Genomic DNA, 18,799 nt, shown 5'->3' with positions numbered 1-18,799 from the left:
TTCCCCCTCACATCCCTTAACCCAAAAGTGAGTCCAATTTTCCCTCAATCATTCCCGCTTTTTTTATGGTATTTTCCTGTTTCAATAGTTAAAGTTCACTCCCCACCAGGGGCACCGCAGTCCGGTTCGGCCGGGCAGGCTTCCTCAGCCTTTCCTGTGACTTTGCAGGGGATTAGAAGTTCTTAACGCGCAAAATTTTCGTTCAGGTGAAATTCCCATTTGTCTGAGCGCAGCGAGTTTGGGAATTTCACCTGGTTTTTAGAAAAATTCTGCACGTTTAGAACTTCTTATGCCCGAAACCGGAACTGGAAAGGCTGAGGAAGCCTGCCCGGCCGAACCGGACTGCGGTGCCCCTGGTGGGGAGTGAATTTTAACTTTCAATACATCTGTTACAAAACCCCTGTTTTATACATCTGTCCTAAATGAGAATTTTATGATAAAATAGACAGGTCTTAAAACACAGAAAGAAGAGGAAGACAATGGCATATTTCCCATTTTTTATGGATATAGAGGGGCAGCGATGCTTAATCGTCGGAGGCGGAATCGTTGCCTGCCGGAAGGTAGAGGTTCTTTTGGACTACGGACCGGAGATCGTCGTCGTGTCCCCTGAGATGACGGACCGTATGGTACGGTACGGCGAAAACGCGGGCGGAAAGGTAACGCTTCTTTGCCGGGAATATCAGGAGGAAGACTTAGACGGCGTGGATTTTGTGGTCGCGGCCACGGCGGATGAAGAACTGAACCGGCGGATTTCCCTGGTCTGCAGAGAGCGGCGGATTCCGGTGAATGTGGTGGATGTCAGGGAGGAATGCAGCTTCATTTTCCCGGCCCTGATCAAGGACGAGGATATTACCGTGGGAATATCCACCGGAGGAAGCAGTCCCACCATCGCACAGTATTTAAAGGCAAAGTTCCGTGCCGCGATTCCGGAGGGCTTCGGGAGACTGGCTGCAGAGCTGGGGACGTACCGGGAGCTGGTGAAGGAGCGGGTGCCCATCCTTTCTGTCAGAACCGCGGTCTTTAAAGAGATGGTTGAGGAAGGAATCCGTCAGGGCGGAACATTTACCAGGGAACAGGCGGAGCAGTTGATTGACAGAAAGTTAGAGGAATTGGAGAAGGACCATGAATAAGATGATTCGTATCGGGACGAGAAAGAGCGCTCTGGCGATGGTACAGACAGAACTGGTGGCGGAAGCGCTGAAAGGCGTTCAGCCGGGACTTTTAGTCGAGACAGTGACGAAAGTGACGGAAGGGGACCGCATCTTAAATAAGCCTCTGCTGGAGTTTGGCGGAAAGGGCGTCTTTGTGACGGAATTCGAGCAGGCGCTGTTAAAGGGCGAGATTGACTTTGCGGTACACAGCGCCAAGGATCTTCCCATGGATTTGGAGGATGGACTGGGGATCGTGGCCGTGCCCCCGAGAGAGGACCCGAGAGACGTGCTGATGACGCCTGCAGGAACCGACCTAAGCGCGAAAAAAGTGATTGTTATCGGTACCTCCAGCTTAAGACGGAGGCTCCAGATCGAGGCGCTGGGAAAGAAGCTGTGGCCCGGTTCAGCTGTGCGGTGTGAGGATATCCGGGGAAATATCCAGACAAGGATCAGAAAGATGGATGAAGGCCTCTATGACGCGATTATTCTGGCCGCTGCGGGCCTGAAACGCATGAAGATGGTAAATCCTCCGGCTGACGGCCTGGAGGAGTATTTTGAGACAAATGGGACGTATGATTTTCATTACTTTGACTGTGAGACGTTTATTCCGGCCGGAGGACAGGGAATTCTGGCCGTGGAGGGGCGGATCGAGGACAGGACCTGCGAGCTGGCGGTGCGCATCCAGGACGAGGAGGCGAAGACGTGCCTCATACTGGAGCGGAAGATCTTAAAGCTGCTGGAGGCGGGCTGTCACGAACCGATCGGCGTGTACTCCAGAATCAGGGACGAACAGATCGAAGTATTTGGAATCAACAGACGGGACGGAGAAACGAAGCGTGTGTATCTGACAGGCGGAACCGGGGAGCTGGATCTTCTTGCGGAACGCGCCGCGAAAGGACTGAGATAGAGATGAAGGAAACGGGTAAAGTATTTCTGGTCGGAGCAGGCCCTGGAGATCCGGGACTGATTACGGAAAAAGGGTTAAAGAGGCTGCGGGAATGTGATGTGGTGGTCTACGACCATCTGGCGTCTGAGCGTTTTTTAGATGAGGTTCCAGAGGAGAGCCAAAGGATATATGTGGGAAAAAAGGCGGGCTGCCACTACATGAAGCAGGAGGAGATCAATCAGCTTTTGGTGGATCTGGCCAGGGAGGGAAAGAACGTGGTTCGGTTAAAGGGCGGCGATCCCTTCGTCTTTGGACGCGGCGGTGAAGAGGTGATGGCTGTTTCCCGGGAAGGCATTCCTTTTGAGGTGGTATCCGGAGTCACATCGGCCGTTGCCGCCCTGGCATCGGCGGGAATTCCGGTGACGCACCGGGCTGTCAGCAGAAGCTTTCACATCATGACCGGCCATACCATGACGGAGGCGGGGAAGCTGCCTCTCGATTTCTCGGAGTTTGCAAAGCTTTCGGGCACCCTGATCTTTCTCATGGGGCTGACTCATCTTCCACTGATCGTAAAAGGGCTTTTGGAGAACGGAAAGCCGGGAAACACGCCAGCGGCGGTCATCGAAAAGGGCACGCTGCCGGGGCAACGCGTCGTGCGCGGAACGCTTGACACTATTGAACAGCGGGTGACGGAGGAAGGGATTGGAACTCCGGCCATCATCGCTGTGGGGGAAGTGACTGCGCTGGATTTCGCTTCCACATACCACGAGCCTCTGGAAGGTGTCAGAGTGGCGGTGACCGGAACGGATCTGCTGGCAGCCAAGTTGAGAAAGAGTCTGGAGGAGGCGGGAGCCTGCACAGAGTGTGTCCTCAGCATGGAACTGGAATCCCACCGGTCCGGCGAGGCGATGAAGAACGCCTATGAGAGACTGGCGGATTACGGATGGATCGTATTTACCAGCGCCAATGCGGTGCGTGAATTCTTTCTCGGCCTTCTGGAGAGCGGAAGGGATAACCGCAGGCTCGGCCATGCGAAGTTTGCCGCCGTGGGTAAGGGAACGGCAAAGGAACTGCTCCGGTACGGGTTTACAACGGATTACACGCCGGAGGAATACTGCGCGGCCGCCCTTGCCGAGGGTCTTAAGAGCGTTGTGAAGGAGAGCGAACGCCTCCTGATCCCGAGGTCAGGAAAAGGCTCGCCGGAACTGGTTGAGATTCTGGACAGCGCCGGAATCCTGTACGATGATATCGTCCTTTACGATGTGGCAGAGCGGAGAAAGGGGACGAAGGAAATGGCGGAATCCCTCAAAAAAGCGGATTACTTAACGTTTGCCAGCGGTTCCGGAGTGGACGCCTTCTTTGAAAATGCAGGTGAAGACGTGACCGCACTTCTGGACGGGATTCGTGTGGTGTGTATCGGTGACATTACGGCCAGAAAGCTGGAGGAGCACGGAAGAAAGGCAGATGTGACGGCTGCCAGATTCACGGTGGAAGGCATGACAGAGGCTATCTCCCGGGACTGGAACCGGTGAAGCGATAACTGATTCTCACGCCTTCGGGAGCATCGATGGAAAAAGAGACCTGTCTATAGTGCGTAAATTCACAGAAAAATTCTGAAAAGATATAAAATAAAAACAATAAAATCTTAAAAAAACATAAAGTAGATAAACATTTCCGATTTGATCTTGATATATGTGAATTTTAGGTATATTTTATTACTATAGGAATTTGAGTGCTCATAGCGAGCCACTCCACTAGATTCGTGAAGGACCTCATCAAGTGGAGATGACATGCATCGCACGTAAGCGGTCAAAGGACGCCCGCTAAGTGCTCATAGCGAGGAGGCAGGATCATGGATTATTTGGTTGTTTATACAAGCAATACAGGCAATACAGAAAAAGTAGCGATGAAAATATTCGATTCAATACCGGGCCGTTCGAAGGATATCCAGAGGCTGGAGGAACTGCGTGACGAGGAGGCGGATACGTATTTTGTGGGCTTCTGGAATGACAGAGGCACCTGCGGGAGCCGTGTGATGGAGTTCCTTTCCGGTCTGCACGGGAAGAAGGTGGCTCTCTTCGGGACCTGCGGGATGGGCGGAAGCAGTGAGTATTTTAAACAGGTGGAGAACCGGGTGTCCGTTTTTGTGCCGGAGGATAATGAGTATCTGGGCTGTTTCCTATGCGGCGGCAAGATGATGCTGCAGGTACTGGACCGTTACAAACAGATGCAGGCCATCAACGATTCCCCCCAGATCCGGACGATGATAGCCGCGTACGAGGAGGGAATGCTTCATCCCGATGAACAGGATTTCCGGGATGCGGAAGCATTTGTGGAAGAGGCTCTTAATAAGTAACTGGCGGATAAAGGAGAAAAAGCATGGGTATCAAAAATGAGGACGACAATAAAAGCCCAAAAAAACCATTTATATACTACTATTTAATCGTCATGATCGTCATGATTCTGTTCAACGCGCTGATGGTGCCGTGGATACAGTCCAGAGCCGTGATCGAGGTGCCGTACAGTACGTTCCTTGAGAAGGTGGACGCAGGGCAGGTGACAGATGTCGCCAGAACGGACTCGGAGATCCAGTTTATTGCGAACACGGGCGAGAAGGACAGGAACGGAAAAGAGATATACGCGACGTATAAGACAGGCCCGTGGCCGGATGAACAGCTGACAGAACGGCTTCTGGCTCATAAAGAAATCAATTTCCAGAAGACAATTGTGGAGCCGGTGAATCCGCTGCTGTCATTTTTCTTAACCTGGATTCTTCCGATTCTGATTTTCGTATTCCTTGGGAATATGATGGCGAAGCAGATGCAGAAGCGTATGGGCGGCGGTAATGCCATGACTTTTGGAAAATCCAATGCTAAGATTTACGCGGAGTCGGAGACCGGCAAGACCTTTGCCGACGTGGCGGGCCAGGAAGAGGCGAAGGATGCCTTAAAGGAAATCGTGGATTTCCTCCATAACCCGCAGAAGTACGCAGATATCGGCGCCTGCCTTCCGAAGGGCGCGCTGCTGGTTGGCCCCCCTGGTACCGGCAAGACGCTTCTCGCCAGAGCCGTAGCGGGTGAGGCACACGTGCCGTTCTTCTCTATCTCCGGTTCGGAATTCGTAGAGATGTTTGTCGGCATGGGCGCTTCCAAGGTAAGGGATCTGTTTAAACAGGCTAACGAGAAGGCCCCCTGTATCGTCTTCATCGATGAGATCGATACTATCGGTAAGAAACGTGACGGCGGCGGCTTCAGCGGCAACGATGAGCGGGAGCAGACATTGAATCAGCTTCTGGCCGAGATGGACGGATTCGACGGAAAGAAGGGAGTCGTTATCTTAGCGGCCACCAACCGTCCCGATTCACTGGATAAGGCGCTGCTTCGTCCGGGCCGTTTCGACCGGAGAATTCCGGTGGAACTTCCTGACCTTGGCGGACGCGAGGCGATCCTGAAGGTACACGGAAAGAATGTGAAGCTGTCCGATGATGTGAATTTCCATGACGTGGCGCTGGCAACAGCGGGCGCCAGCGGCGCAGAGCTTGCCAATATCGTCAACGAGGCGGCCTTACGGGCGGTCCGCATGGGCAGAAAGCTCGTGTCTCAGGAAGATTTAGAGGAGAGCGTGGAGGTGGTTATCGCCGGATACCAGAAGAAGGATTCCGGTGTCAGCGTCAACGAGCGGAAGATCATTGCCTACCACGAGGTGGGACACGCACTGGTTGCGGCATGCCAGAGCAATTCCGCGCCGGTACACAAGATTACGATTATCCCGAGAACATCGGGTGCGCTGGGCTACACCATGCAGGTGGATGAGGAGCAGCGGTATCTGCTCACAAAGGATGAGGCGCTCAATAAGATCGCCACCTTCACCGGCGGCCGTGCGGCGGAAGAGCTGATCTTCCATTCCGTGACCAGCGGAGCTTCCAATGATATCGAGCAGGCGACGAGAATCGCACGGGCTATGGTGACCCGGTACGGCATGAGCGAGGCGTTTGATATGGTGGCCTTAGAGACGGTGACGAACCAGTATCTGGGCGGCGATACGTCACTGGCCTGTGCACCGGATACGGCGAAGCTGATCGACGAGGAAGTGATAAAGATTGTCAGAGAGCAGCACCAGAAGGCCCTTCAGATCTTAAAAGAGAACGAAGGAAAGCTGCACGAGATAGCAGAGTATTTACTGGATAAGGAAACGATTACCGGCGAAGAATTTATGGATATCTTTCGTAAAACAAGCGAAAATGCCATTGAAATCTAAGCCCTGATTTATACGTCAGGAGTCACTAGCGTTTCGGGAACCAGGAAGCCGCGGTATTTCATGACGGACTGGTCTTTCAGGATCGACATGCGGCGGCGCCACTCCCGTGGTGTCTGCCCCATGGTGTCGTGAAACTGCCGGTTGAAGCTGGACACGGAACGATAGCCCACCTCCTCTGAGATGGAGAGCACAGAGGCCTCCGTCGTGCGAAGCAGGGAGGCGGCCTGGCGGATCCGGGTGTCTGTCAGATACTTAAGCGGACTGGTCTCCATGACGGAGGAGAAGATTCTTCTGAAATGAGCCGGGCTTAAGCTGCAGAGTTCAGCCAGATACTCCATAGAAAAATCGTCCATGTAGTGACTGCGGATATATTCCAGTGCAGGAGCGATGACCAGCGCATTTTCAGGCGGCTGGTCATCTTTTTTTTCTGCCCATGCAGCAATCTGACGGTATGCCCTGGCAAGATCGGTCAGAAGCGTGAGGAAGAGACCGCGCACCGAGATATCATAATAGTCTTTTTTTCGTTCAAGCTCTCTCATAATCTGCGCCGTCAGGGCGTGGATATCCGGGTAATCCCGTTCGTTTAAAATCAGGCTGGTCCGGTGCTCCAGAATCGTTAAAAGGTTGAAAATGCGAAGATCCGATCCCGAAAACAATGGCGTTAAGAGCTCTGTAAGATCGACAAACAGGTACGACCATTTGCTTGCCGTACCAGGGGAACTGTAGGTGGTGTGGGGAACGTCGCAGGAGATAACAGTCAGATCACCGGCCCCAAACGGCCGTTTCGTGTCTTCGAAGATCATGGTGCCGCTGTCCGATTCACAGAGCCCGATCTCCAGACAGTTGTGGATATGAAGCCGGGGGGAGGCCACGTCGGAGATCCGCCATTCTTCCCCGGATAAGAGGAGAACCGGGAAGCGGGAGGACAGGTTGTAATCACGGAATTCAATGTATGGTCTTTTGTGTCTGGGCATGGGAACTTCCTCCTTCTTTTCTATGATCCCATTATATCTGTAAATGATTGAAAATGCAAAGTTTTTGCCTCACTCTGACTGGAATGAGTGCGGCTGTTTTTATATAATTAAGAAAGAAAAGGAAGGAGAAGATTTATTATGGAGAAGACAAAGGGAAGTTTTACACTGCCGGGGGAAGCCGGTTATGAGGAGCTGACGCTCAAGCTGGCGGAACGCTGGGGCGCCGATGTGATCAGAGACAGTGACGGCACGGAGCTGTCGGAGGAGATCACAGGCGCGGGATATGGAATCTATTCCACCATCTGCCTCATACGCGATCACAATGAGTGGGCGGAGGCCCATCCGGACCAGCTTCAGCAGACGTTTCTCGTGACAGAGCCGAAGACGGCGTTTGGCGGGGTACTGACGTTTGACCTGATGGAGGATTTTTTTACCGAACAGTTTACTATAAACGACAGCCCGGAAGCGTTCGCTTACTGGCAGGTCTTTGACCGCACGGAGGAGACGGAGGTATCCCGCGCCAGCTGGCGTTATGATAAAAACAGCGGATCGGTGGTACTTGAGGGAGCGCATCCATTTCATGACTATACGGTGAATTTCCTGGCATACCGGATCTGGGAAGAAATATCGATGTACAACCATGTGACAAATAACTGGGAGAAAGAGCATTTGATGCCGGTAGATCCAATCCACGAGGAGACCAGGGAATATCTCTATGGCTGGATGGAGAATTGGTGCGATACCCATCCGGTGACGACGGTAGTCCGGTTTACCTCCCTGTTTTATAATTTTGTGTGGATGTGGGGCAGCAGCGAAAAGAAGAGAAATTTATTTACAGACTGGGGCTCCTATGATTTTACGGTCAGCCCCGCGATGCTGAAGGCGTTTGAGGCGGAATACGGCTACGGCCTGACGGCGGAGGATTTCATCAACCAGGGGAAATTTCATGTCACCCATATGCCGCCTTCCAGGCATCAGCTGGATTATATGGCCTTTGTAAACCGTTTCGTTGTGGACTTTGGGAAACGCCTGGTGGAACTGGTGCACAGCTACGGTAAGAAGGCGTATGTGTTCTACGATGACAGCTGGGTGGGAGTGGAGCCGTATAACGACCATTTTAAGGAATTCGGCTTTGACGGTCTGATCAAATGCGTCTTTTCCGGCTATGAGGTACGGCTCTGCGCCGGGGCAGAGGTGGAGACGCATGAACTGAGGCTTCATCCCTACTTATTCCCGGTTGGTCTGGGGGGAGCCCCCACGTTCTGCGAGGGAGGAGACCCGGTCCGCGATGCGAAAGAGTACTGGATCCACGTGCGCCGCGCACTGCTCAGGGAAAAGATTGACCGGATCGGTCTTGGCGGATATCTGCATCTGGTGGAAGACTTCCCCGACTTTTGCAGCTATATGGAGACGATCGCGGATGATTTCCGGCGGATTAAGTCCTTCCATGAAGAGGGCGCTGTGTATACACTGCCGATTCGGGCTGCGGTGCTCCATTCATGGGGAAAGCTTCGTTCCTGGACGCTGTCCGGTCATTTTCACGAAACGTATATGCATGACCTGATCCATATCAACGAGGCTCTCTCAGGGCTTCCGGTTTCGGTGGAATTTATAAATTTTGAAGATGTAAAGGCAGGACGCCTGGAAGGCGTCGATGTTCTGATCAATGCCGGGACGGCGGGAAGCGCCTGGAGCGGCGGGATGGCCTGGAATGACAGTGGTGTCACGGAAGCGGTCTCACGCTGGGTCTATGAGGGCGGCGTGCTCATCGGAGTAGGCGAACCGTCGGCAGCACCCGGGGCATCCGCGTATTTCCGTCTGGCTTCTGTGTTGGGAGTGGACGAGGATACGGGGGCAAAGGTGTGTCATGGACGCTGGGAGTATGAACTGGCGGAGAAACCCGGTCTGATACCGGCGGGAGCTTCCGTGCGCGGCAGAAAAGGTATCTGTCTCACAGGCCCCGACACGGAGGTGATAGAGGAAAAGGATGGCCTGCCCGCCATCACGTCTCACCGTTTTGGCAGCGGCACCGCGTTCTATCTCAGCAGCTTCCAGGTGACGCCGGAAAATACCAGGATGCTCTTAAACCTGATGGTAAGCGGAATGGGCATGGATTTAAACCAGAAATATCTGACGGACAGCCCCGACACGGAATGCGCCTGGTATCCGGCCTCCGGTAAGCTGGTGGTGATTAATAACAGCGGCGAAGAACGGAAAACCGTGATTCGGATGGAAGACGGCCGGCAGACGGTGAGACTGGAACCGTACGGCATGGCCGTGGTGGCCGTTTCGTTGTAACAACCATGAACGGTAAGCGACCACGGCTGCCGGAAGCGAGGGCTGAACAGTTACAAAGACCGGAATAAAAACGAATTTTCCATTGAAAATCGCCTGAAAGTAGTAGTATAATCTATCCTTGTATGGAAAAGTGAGGAAAGAGGTAGAACAATGGTAAAGGATTTAACAGTAGGGAAACCATCGTCAGTGCTCTGGCGTTTCTCCATCCCCATGTTTGTCAGCGTAATATTTCAGCAGATGTATAATATCGCGGACAGCGTGGTGGCTGGTAAATTTGCAGGTGAGGCGGCTCTGGCAGCCGTTGGGGCGTCTTATCCCATCACCATGATCTTTATGGCAGTGGCGGTAGGCAGCAACATCGGCTGTGCGGTCGTCATTTCCCAGCTCTTCGGAGCAAAACGGTGGAAGGAGATGAAGACGGCCATCTACACGACGCTGATAGCCTGTATTGCGCTGAGTCTCGGCCTGATGGCTCTGGGCTTTCTCTTCTGCCGCCCGGTGATGAACCTGATTCAGACGCCGGCCGATATCTTCTCGGACGGAGCGCTGTATTTAAGAATTTATATCGGCGGATTTCTGTTTCTGTATCTCTATAATGTGTGTACAGGCATCTTTACATCTCTGGGAGATTCCAGGACGCCGCTCTATTTCCTGATTGGTTCCTCTCTGGGAAATATTCTGCTGGATATGATCTTCGTCATCGTCTTTCACTGGGGTGTGGCGGGCGTGGCGTGGGCGACCTTTATCGCCCAGGGAGCGGCCTGTGTGCTGGCGCTTCTGACCGTACATAAAAGAATTGCGGAGGTAAAGACGGAGGGCAGCTTTCCGCTGTTCTCCTGGAATATGCTGAAAAAGATCAGTGTGGTTGCGGTCCCCAGCATTCTCCAGCAAAGCTTTATCTCGGTAGGCAACATGTTTATTCAGGGACTGGTCAACAGCTTTGGTTCCTCGGTGATTGCCGGCTACAGCGCAGCAGTGAAGCTCAATACCTTCACGATTACCTCGTTTACGACGCTGGCAAACGGACTCTCCAGCTTTACGGCACAGAACATCGGCGCAGGGCAGGAGGAACGGGTAAAGAGCGGATTCAAGGCCGGATGGTTCATGGCGTTCTGCGTTGCCGTACCCTTTACAATCCTGTTCTTTTTCTTCGGCGGTCCGGCGGTGACCATCTTTATGGAGCAGACAGGCGGAGAGGCCATGAGTACTGGCGTTACATTTTTAAAGATCGTCTCTCCGTTTTATGTGGTGGTTGCCACGAAACTGATGGCGGACGGTGTGCTGCGGGGATCCGGCGCCATGGGCTGTTTCATGATCGCCACATTTGCCGATCTGATTCTACGCGTGCTGATCTCCTTCGTGCTTGCCGGACCGTTTGGTGCGGACGGGATCTGGATGTCGTGGCCCATTGGCTGGACGATCGCTACGGCGCTGTCACTCAGCTTTTATCTCAGGGGGAAATGGAAATTAAGCAGGGATTTGTAACAGGCCTGAAGCCGGCACTCGGTTTTGCATTGACTGGATTCTGCTATACCGGCTTAATAAGATGATGCTCATATAATGTATCGAAGGTATTTACTGCGCCTCCATGCTCGACGATCTTCCCGTCGATGACCTTGTCGATATCAACACCGGTGAAGGAGAGTCTCTTGTGTGTCGGCTTTATTCCAATCCATTCGCCTTCGTGGGTCCCTTCCATGATAAATTCTGAAATCACGTAGTCACCATCGGTGTATTGTTTGATGATTTTCATCGTATAGTCGGGATAAGTCTTTTTTACATCAATAAGATGCTGCTTCATACCGTCGACACCCACGTGAATGATGGTTTCTCCGGCTTTTACAACACAGTTTTCTGAGACGTACTGCGTAACCTGATCCAGCAGGTTTTCTGAGACTACGGTCTCGTAGAAATAGGTTACAATATCTTTATTCTCCATTCTGACACCTCCGGAATGAGTCTGGTTGGATCTGCTGCAATTATTTTAAAGTATTATAACAGGCGGCAGACAATCCGTCTATAGGTGCCTGTGATTGAATTTAGCGAAAATTCAGAAAATAGTGTTGAATATACGGCAAGTAATGGGTATAAAAATAGAAACAATTGTAATAATTGCATACAATTTGAAAATTAGCAAATAACATATAGAAAATAAAGAAAAAGTATTGACAAATCAAAACGCATCCGCTATAATAAAGCCAAGATAAGAGATAAGAAAACAAAAACTCCTAAAGAAAAAGGAGAAGAAACAAACTCTTAAGAATCAAAAATATAGAAGAAGGAGGTACAGTCCACCAGAAACAGTAATTTAGCTTAATTTATAATAAAAATTATAAATTAGGCAAAAGGAAAAACCGATCTGCCGATGCTAAAAAAACCAATCTTATAAGATAAAAGCAAAAGAGGAACATCAAAGAGCTGATATCAAAAAAATAAGATAAAATCTATGAAATGTTTAAAGAACTATGATTGTTTCAAGCAGTAGAACAAAAGAATAATCATCTTTGTTATATGACGAGAAAGTATAATGAGGAATGAAAGAAAATTTTGAAATACGAAAAGATGAACAGATAGTAAGAATGAAAAGAAAGAGAATAAACGAAAAACATAGATGAGGCGGAAGAGCAGCGGAGAGAGGGAAAATTTCATATAGATCATGTTAGAGAAAGTACCAGGTACAAAAAAACATGAGAGAAAAGAGGTATCAAGTCCAATGGATGAGATAGTGTAGAAACGGGTATCGGATGAATGTCAAATCAATCGGTACCCGTTTCTATCTGTCTTTTTGTGTAAAAGAAAATGAATAAAGATCCTTTTTCTGATGGCCGGTGAGAAAGCCGGCAGTCGGAATAAGGATCTTTTTTTATGTAATAGAAAAGTGCTCCTATTACATAAAAACTCTCATTCCTTTCGCTTCGCTTAGGCACAAACCAGTTATGAAATAGCAAGTTTGTGCTTCCGCTATTTTATTTTTAATGTTAAACTCTCCTCAGACAGATACACTACAGAGCACGGAGGAGGAAGTAGAATCGGTTCCTCCATTTGGGATCAAGTCCGCATAAAAACATGTGCCGGCTGCCTTTTCAAGCACAAACCAGTGACGCCTTGAGCTCGTAACCTAATCATTGTCAAAGCAATTCCTTAGGTCTTTCTTTGCTGGACAGCCAGTCAATGTCTGTCTAGTTTACTTAGGAGGGCCTTTTTATGTTATCCATCAAACACTTTGTCTGCTGTGGCATGGATGTTCACAAGAAATTTCTTGTCGCTACCATTGCTCTGACAGACTACAGGGGCGTTACTTCTTATGTCAGAAAGCGCTTCGCCACTTTTAATTCTGACCTTAAAGCTTTGGAAAAATGGCTTCTTTCTTTCCACTGCACTGAGGTCTGTCTTGAATCCACCGGCAAATACTGGATTCCAATTTTTAATATCCTGGAGGATTCCTGTCACGTTGTCGTTGCTAACCCCAAGTATGTCAGGGCTATTAAAGGACAGAAAACCGATGACAAGGACTCCGCCTGGATTGCTGATCTGTTTAAATTTGATATTGTTCCTTCCAGTTATATCCCCTGTAAGGAAATCCGCATGCTTCGGGAATTGTTCCGATACCGACAGAAACTGATTGGTCACCGCAGCAGTGAGAAAAACCGGTTACAGAATGCTCTTACGGTTTCCAACATTGCCCTTGCATCCGTCCACTCAGATACCTTTGGAAAATCAGCGACCGCCATCGTTGACTATATCCTGACCTGTGAGGTATTTGACCCCGAATACTGTAAATCCCTGCTTCGTAAAAAAGCAAAGGACAAGGCAGATGATGTTGTAACCTCCATAATCGGTTATGAACTGCGCCGTGACCAATCCGTTAAGATTAAGGTCTGCAGAAAGCATTTCGATGATATCAATGAGTGCGTCTCCACTCTCGAAGAAACGATTTCCGACCTGGCTAAACCTTACCATAAATTTATCGAATTGGCTACTACAATTCCTGGAATTACAGAGCAGTCTGCAACCTTTATCATTGCTGAAATCGGGGTGGATATGGCGGTATTTAAATCCTCAAAGCGTTTGTGCTCCTGGGCTGGACTGACTCCTGAGAATAACGAAAGTGCCGGTAAAAAGAAGAGTGTCCATGTTTCAAGAGCCGGGGTGTACTTAAAGCCTCTGCTGGTTCAGTGTGCAAATGCTGCCATCAAGAGTAAAATTCCTTACTTCAGAGACAAATACGACCGTATAAAAAAACGTCGTGGTCATAAACGGGCAATCATCGCCATTGCACGCATGGTGTTGACATGCATTTACCACATGTTCCAAAAGCAGGAGGTATTTAATCCTGCCGATACGGATTATTCCGCTATTCCTGAAGAAATGTACTGGAAATTTCAGGAACAGTATGACAGAAATGCCATCAAACGTTTAGAGAAACGAGGCTATGTGATTACCCCTCCTGCTATGGCCTGATACCCTTTATTCCATAGTTTCTTTTGGGGCGGCAGCTTACTGGTGCTCTTGTTAAGTTACGACTTTTTTTGTTCTTTTCTTTCAACCTAAGCCCTCCGGGCAGGAGGCGCACTTGGCGCTAAGGAAATATGGTTGCTGAAGCAACCGCGCTCCGGCGCGTGAGTCCGGCTCGCCGGACTCTTTATTCTTATACGGGATTCTGAGGAACAAACGATGCAGGCACGACTATATGACTATATTCCCTCTTTCCCTGAATTAACTCGATCAGCCTGGTTACACACGCTCTGGCGATCTGGGGAATGTCCTGTCTGATATAGGAGATGCGGTGATCGTCGGGATAATCGAAGGCTGTAATCCGGTAACGGTCCCACCAGCCGCGGCGGTCCAGGATATGGGAAATGTATTTTGTAAACTCTCGGTTGACACAGAACAGGCCGTCAATCTCCGGATGGCTGTCGAGAAACCTTGCCAGAAGCGCTTCTTTTTCAGCAGGGTCCGTGACGGACAGCGGAATCAGGCACTGATGCTCCGGAGGAAGAAGACAGCCGCCCTCCTCCAGCGCCGCCTTAAAACCGGACAGCCGGTCGCTGGTTACCGTGTTATGGCTGTCGGGAGACAGGAAGGCCGGATGCGCGATTCCCTGAGAGAGGAGATGGCGGACGGCTGTCCTGGTGATTTCTTCATTATCCGTATAGACGCAGCTGCACCGTATTCCCTTTAAATACCGGTCGATGAGCACAAATGGGAAATCGGTGAGATTCAGCTTTAAGATATCCTCATTGTACATCTCATGCTCTGTCGGGAAGATGATGAGACCGCTGGCACCGCGCTCCTTCAGCTTATGGATGGCGGCCGATTCCAGCTCCTGATTCTCCCGGGTGATGGTGACGGCCAGAATGTAATCGGTGGCGTTTAATTCCTCCTCGATACAGTTGAGAAGCTGCTGGTCGATGCTTGTCTTCATAGAGGGCATGATAAGACCGATGGTTTTTGACTTTAAGATTGTCCGGTGGTTGACGGTACTGTTAAACTCTGCGATCATCTGCAGCTGTTCCATGGGGCTTACAAAGGAGCCCTTGCCTTTCTGCCGGGTGATATATCCCTTGTCCGCGAGCTCGGCCAGCGCGTTCTTGGAGGTGATATGGCTCACTAAATACTGTTCCGCCAGTTCCCGCTCTGAGGGGATACGGTCTCCGGGCTGCAGGCTTCCATCGTGGATTCTGGACAGAATGTCTTCTATGATCTGTTTGTAGAGTGGAATGCTGTTCATAAGAGGTTACTCCTTACTTAGTATACTATTTACGGATAAGGGGTTGAAGGGCAATGCATACCATTATTATAGTTATATTGGGAAAATAAAGCAAGTATATTGTAAAAAATATTCAAATTAGAGCGTAAATATAGAGAAAAATTAGAAGGTAATTTATTTTATACTAAGGTTAGTATATTAATTAGTCTGCTCAAATAGTATAATGAGTCCAGATGAAGGGAAGGTGTTGCAAATGTATGAAGGAAATGGCAGGAGACTGAATAAGCCGAAACGGGTAGCGGCTTTTGTATTTATCTCTCCGGCGGTATTATTTTTAGTTGTATTCTCCGTTATACCAATGCTGTATTCGTTTGGGATCAGTTTTTTTCACTATAACACATCCATGAATGCAGATACCATACGGTTTATCGGACTGAAAAACTACGTGAGCGTACTGACGAATAAGCAGTTTCTGGATTCCGCCTGCTGGACATTTATATTTACCGTATCCGCTGTGGCGCTGAATCTCCTGTTTGGTATGACGCTGGCAGTGGTCCTCACGACGAATTTTCTCCCCAGGATATCCAAAGTGATGAAGACCGTGTTTACGATACCCATGATGATCGCTCCTATCGTGATTGCTACCATTTGGAAGCTGATGTTTTCACCCATTTACGGTGTGCTCAACGGACTGCTGGTCTCCATGGGGCTTGACCGGGTGGAATGGCTGTCCGCAGTGGTTCCGGCCAGAATCGCGCTTGTCATCGTAGAGGTATGGGCCACCACACCGCTGTGTATGCTTATCTTTATGGCGGCGCTTAAAACCGTCCCGGAGGAGCTTTTAGAGGCCGCGACCATCGACGGAGCGAACTGGAGACAGAAATTCTTCCAGGTGACCATGCCGCTGATTCGTAACTTTACCGTCCTGGTGCTGACCATGCGTTTCATGGACGCGATCCGGATGTTCGATATTGTCTACAACTTGACGAATGGCGGACCCGGGACTTCCACAGAAACGCTGGCGTCCACCATTTACAAAATGGCATTCCGGTATTATAACGTGGGTGAGGGATCAGCAGGCGCGTTTATCTTCTTCGTGCTGATTGTGCTGTTCTCCCTGCTGATTATGAAGCTTACCGGCAAAGAAGAATAGGAGGGAATGACCATGAAGAAGAAAATAGTAAAGTCTGCGGGACTTCTCATCATTCTGCTTTTACTGGGCGTGCTGTTTTTCTTTCCGGTTTACTGGACGATCATCACGTCGTTTAAGACAAAGGCGCAGGTGTTCGTGGAACGGCCGATCCTGTGGATCGATACGCTCTATCTCGATAATTACATAGAGATATTCCGGAAATCCTACGTCGCCACCTTCTTTTCCAACAGTATGCTGGTGGCGGTGAGCACGACGGTTATTTCCCTGGCGCTGGCTACGATGGCAGGCTTCGGGCTGTCCAGGTACCATTTCAAGGGAAATAAAATCATCAAGAACAGTGTAATCGCAGTCCGGATGATTCCGGCTCTGGTTTACACGATCCCGTATTACATCATTTACAGCAAGATCCATCTGCTGGATACGATGACAGGACTCATTATGGCATACATATCATTTGCACTGCCTCTGGCGATCTGGCTGTCCATCAGCTTCTTCTATGAAATACCGGATGAGCTGTATGAAGCGGCCGAGATCGACGGATGTACGGAATACGGAATGTATACGAAAATCGCGCTGCCGTTAGTAAAGGCGGGGCTGGTGGTAATTGCGATTCTGGTGTTTATCGGCGCATGGAATGAATTCGGCTTGGCACTGGTGCTCCAGTCTTCCGATGCAAAGAAGACGCTGCCCATAGGAATTGCCAGCATGGTACAGACTCATAAGGATACCCCTTCCGGCTCACTGGCTGCTGCGGGTGTGATCGCTATGATACCGGCTGTGATATTATCCATGACGACACAGAAATATATTGTGAAGGGCACGATGGCAGGCGCCGTAAAAGGATAAAAGAGCAATACATGAAATTTTAAATAGAAGTATAAATCGAGGAGGAAAGTAATGATGAGAAGGAACGGATTATGGAAACGAGTGGCAACGGCAGCGGCCTGTACGGCGGTTGCGGCAGTAGGTCTGACCGGCTGTAAGGTGGCTGTGTCGGAGGAAATGCAGACGACCGCGGAGACGGCGGCTGTTACAGAAGCGGCTGGGGGGACGGAAGCCTCTGAAAAGAAAACGATTGAAAAGTTTGGTAAAACGCTGGACAATATGAACCTGGATGGAACGCTTCACGGCCAGTATGCAGGTCAGACGCTTACCGTTCCGGTGATGTCCGGAGACTTTGAAAAGGCGGTCAGCGATGTGGTTCCGCTGTTTGAAGAGCTGTCAGGGGCCAAGGTAGTGGTGGAATCAATTCCCGGCGAGCAGTTTACCGATAAGCTGCAGCTGGATTTAAACAATACGAAGCGGTATGACGTGGTGCTGGCGCCCATCGCTTTCCTGCACAGCTTCGCAAAGGCGGACAAGATAGAGCCGCTTGATACCATGATCAGCCAGTATGCAGGCGAATCCTACGATACTTCGGATTTCCTGCCGGGTCTGTTCGATACATATGGAAACTATGACGGCAAGCTCTGTGCGATTCCTTATAAGCCGGATGTGGAGCTTCTGTTCTACCGGAAGGATTTGTTTGAGGATGAGTCTTTGAAGAAGGCGTATCAGGAGAAGTATGAGACCGAGCTGAAGGTTCCGGAAACGAATGAGGAAATGATGCAGGTTGCGGAATTTTTCACCAAGAGCGTCAATCCGGAATCTCCTGTGGACTATGGTTATTCCACGAACATGCTGAAGGGCTGTACCAGACTGCTGTGGATTAACCGCGGCGGCGACGATGTGGATGAGAATTTAAAGCCTAACATGAACAATGAAGCAGGCATTGACGCTTTAAACCGCGTATTGAAGCTTCAGGAGTATGCTCCAAAGGAATGGATGCAGATGGGATGGGACGAGGCCAATCAGTTCTTTGCAAACGGCAATGCCGCAATGATGGAGCAGTGGCCTGGCCTGTGGCTGACATGTCAGTCGGATACCTCGGCAGTTAAGGATAAGATCGGCGTAGCAGTCGCTCCTGGTAAAACTCCTGTTCTTGGAGGATGGGGAGTTGGAATATCGGCAGGAAGCCAGAACAAGGAACTGGCCTGGAAACTGATTGAATTCATGACCTCAAAGGATGGAGAGCTGTTAAAGATTGAAAATACCATGGACCCGTGCCGTACCTCCACATACGAGGTGCCGGGAGTCGCACAGTCCAGTCTGTTGTACGGTGCGCTGATGGAATCCTTCCAGTATGCAAAGACGCTGGCCGACGTGGACGTGCCATACATTTCATCTAAATTAAACGATGTGATGGAATTCCATATTCAGGAAGCCATGGCCGGGAAGGTGACTCCGGAGGAGGCGCTCGCCAATATGGAACAGGAATTCATCGATGAGATGGCGAAAGTGGAGAATTAAGACAAATAAAAATTAAATGAA

14 protein-coding genes are annotated in these 18,799 nt (G+C 50.1%); 11 read left to right on the top strand and 3 right to left on the bottom strand.

The window, feature by feature from the left end; translation table 11 throughout:
• Window positions 1-479: 479 nt before the first annotated feature.
• The 5 genes from DFR60_RS01665 (at window position 480) to ftsH (ending at window position 6,294) form a co-directional block, all read left to right on the top strand.
• Complete coding sequence (locus DFR60_RS01665; protein ID WP_110321329.1) at window positions 480-1,130, top strand: precorrin-2 dehydrogenase/sirohydrochlorin ferrochelatase family protein; 651 nt, start codon at window positions 480-482, stop codon at window positions 1,128-1,130.
• Window positions 1,123-2,058: a hydroxymethylbilane synthase gene (gene hemC, locus DFR60_RS01660; protein WP_110321328.1), complete on the top strand. Its 936-nt coding sequence runs from the start codon at window positions 1,123-1,125 to the stop codon at window positions 2,056-2,058. The genes DFR60_RS01665 and hemC overlap by 8 nt, the downstream gene beginning before the upstream one ends.
• 2 nt (window positions 2,059-2,060) lie before the next feature.
• Window positions 2,061-3,569, top strand: coding sequence for a uroporphyrinogen-III C-methyltransferase (gene cobA, locus DFR60_RS01655; protein WP_110321327.1), 1,509 nt, complete (start codon window positions 2,061-2,063; stop codon window positions 3,567-3,569).
• A gap of 320 nt (window positions 3,570-3,889) precedes the next feature.
• Complete coding sequence (gene bilS, locus DFR60_RS01650; protein WP_110321326.1) at window positions 3,890-4,393, top strand: flavodoxin family protein BilS; 504 nt, start codon at window positions 3,890-3,892, stop codon at window positions 4,391-4,393.
• A gap of 23 nt (window positions 4,394-4,416) precedes the next feature.
• On the top strand, window positions 4,417-6,294 hold the full coding sequence (gene ftsH, locus DFR60_RS01645) for an ATP-dependent zinc metalloprotease FtsH (protein WP_110321325.1): 1,878 nt from the start codon (window positions 4,417-4,419) through the stop codon (window positions 6,292-6,294).
• 8 nt (window positions 6,295-6,302) lie between these two features.
• On the opposite strand, the gene DFR60_RS01640 is transcribed toward ftsH, so the two are convergent.
• Window positions 6,303-7,268 (bottom strand): helix-turn-helix domain-containing protein, encoded by a 966-nt coding sequence (locus tag DFR60_RS01640; RefSeq protein WP_110321324.1) that lies wholly within the window; start codon window positions 7,266-7,268, stop codon window positions 6,303-6,305.
• A gap of 138 nt (window positions 7,269-7,406) precedes the next feature.
• Between DFR60_RS01640 and gnpA the strand changes: the two genes are divergently transcribed.
• Complete coding sequence (gene gnpA, locus DFR60_RS01635) at window positions 7,407-9,566, top strand: 1,3-beta-galactosyl-N-acetylhexosamine phosphorylase (protein WP_110321323.1); 2,160 nt, start codon at window positions 7,407-7,409, stop codon at window positions 9,564-9,566.
• 150 nt (window positions 9,567-9,716) lie between these two features.
• Complete coding sequence (locus DFR60_RS01630) at window positions 9,717-11,051, top strand: MATE family efflux transporter (RefSeq protein WP_110321322.1); 1,335 nt, start codon at window positions 9,717-9,719, stop codon at window positions 11,049-11,051.
• A 43-nt stretch (window positions 11,052-11,094) separates the two neighbouring features.
• On the opposite strand, the gene DFR60_RS01625 is transcribed toward DFR60_RS01630, so the two are convergent.
• Window positions 11,095-11,505, bottom strand: coding sequence for an ester cyclase (locus DFR60_RS01625; protein ID WP_110321321.1), 411 nt, complete (start codon window positions 11,503-11,505; stop codon window positions 11,095-11,097).
• A 1,265-nt stretch (window positions 11,506-12,770) separates the two neighbouring features.
• Here DFR60_RS01625 and DFR60_RS01620 point away from each other — a divergent pair.
• The gene (locus DFR60_RS01620; protein WP_110321320.1) at window positions 12,771-14,027 is read left to right on the top strand and encodes an IS110 family RNA-guided transposase; all 1,257 of its coding nucleotides are present in this window, start codon (window positions 12,771-12,773) and stop codon (window positions 14,025-14,027) included.
• 187 nt (window positions 14,028-14,214) lie between these two features.
• Here the strand turns inward: DFR60_RS01620 and DFR60_RS01615 are convergent, their stop codons facing one another.
• Complete coding sequence (locus DFR60_RS01615) at window positions 14,215-15,297, bottom strand: GntR family transcriptional regulator (protein WP_110321319.1); 1,083 nt, start codon at window positions 15,295-15,297, stop codon at window positions 14,215-14,217.
• 232 nt (window positions 15,298-15,529) lie between these two features.
• Here DFR60_RS01615 and DFR60_RS01610 point away from each other — a divergent pair, with 232 nt between their 5' ends.
• From DFR60_RS01610 to DFR60_RS01600, 3 genes are read left to right on the top strand one after another with little or no spacing between them, the layout of a single operon-like run.
• Window positions 15,530-16,429: a carbohydrate ABC transporter permease gene (locus DFR60_RS01610; protein ID WP_167437479.1), complete on the top strand. Its 900-nt coding sequence runs from the start codon at window positions 15,530-15,532 to the stop codon at window positions 16,427-16,429.
• A gap of 12 nt (window positions 16,430-16,441) precedes the next feature.
• A complete protein-coding gene (locus DFR60_RS01605; protein WP_167437478.1) occupies window positions 16,442-17,275 on the top strand; it encodes a carbohydrate ABC transporter permease in 834 nt (277 codons plus the stop codon).
• 51 nt (window positions 17,276-17,326) lie between these two features.
• Window positions 17,327-18,778, top strand: coding sequence for an ABC transporter substrate-binding protein (locus DFR60_RS01600; protein ID WP_110321316.1), 1,452 nt, complete (start codon window positions 17,327-17,329; stop codon window positions 18,776-18,778).
• Window positions 18,779-18,799: the final 21 nt, after the last annotated feature.

The sequence above is a fragment of the Hungatella effluvii genome, from assembly GCF_003201875.1.
Taxonomy (GTDB): domain Bacteria; phylum Bacillota; class Clostridia; order Lachnospirales; family Lachnospiraceae; genus Hungatella; species Hungatella effluvii.
Note: the sequence above shows the minus strand (reverse complement) of the source record. Positions and strands in the feature narration are given on the sequence as shown.

Coding starts and splice junctions, on each gene's coding strand:
- DFR60_RS01665 (WP_110321329.1), top strand. CDS start 480: ATGGCATATTTCCCATTTTTTATGGATATAGAGGGGCAGCGATGCTTA.
- hemC (WP_110321328.1), top strand. CDS start 1,123: ATGAATAAGATGATTCGTATCGGGACGAGAAAGAGCGCTCTGGCGATG.
- cobA (WP_110321327.1), top strand. CDS start 2,061: ATGAAGGAAACGGGTAAAGTATTTCTGGTCGGAGCAGGCCCTGGAGAT.
- bilS (WP_110321326.1), top strand. CDS start 3,890: ATGGATTATTTGGTTGTTTATACAAGCAATACAGGCAATACAGAAAAA.
- ftsH (WP_110321325.1), top strand. CDS start 4,417: ATGGGTATCAAAAATGAGGACGACAATAAAAGCCCAAAAAAACCATTT.
- DFR60_RS01640 (WP_110321324.1), bottom strand. CDS start 7,268: ATGCCCAGACACAAAAGACCATACATTGAATTCCGTGATTACAACCTG.
- gnpA (WP_110321323.1), top strand. CDS start 7,407: ATGGAGAAGACAAAGGGAAGTTTTACACTGCCGGGGGAAGCCGGTTAT.
- DFR60_RS01630 (WP_110321322.1), top strand. CDS start 9,717: ATGGTAAAGGATTTAACAGTAGGGAAACCATCGTCAGTGCTCTGGCGT.
- DFR60_RS01625 (WP_110321321.1), bottom strand. CDS start 11,505: ATGGAGAATAAAGATATTGTAACCTATTTCTACGAGACCGTAGTCTCA.
- DFR60_RS01620 (WP_110321320.1), top strand. CDS start 12,771: ATGTTATCCATCAAACACTTTGTCTGCTGTGGCATGGATGTTCACAAG.
- DFR60_RS01615 (WP_110321319.1), bottom strand. CDS start 15,297: ATGAACAGCATTCCACTCTACAAACAGATCATAGAAGACATTCTGTCC.
- DFR60_RS01610 (WP_167437479.1), top strand. CDS start 15,530: ATGTATGAAGGAAATGGCAGGAGACTGAATAAGCCGAAACGGGTAGCG.
- DFR60_RS01605 (WP_167437478.1), top strand. CDS start 16,442: ATGAAGAAGAAAATAGTAAAGTCTGCGGGACTTCTCATCATTCTGCTT.
- DFR60_RS01600 (WP_110321316.1), top strand. CDS start 17,327: ATGATGAGAAGGAACGGATTATGGAAACGAGTGGCAACGGCAGCGGCC.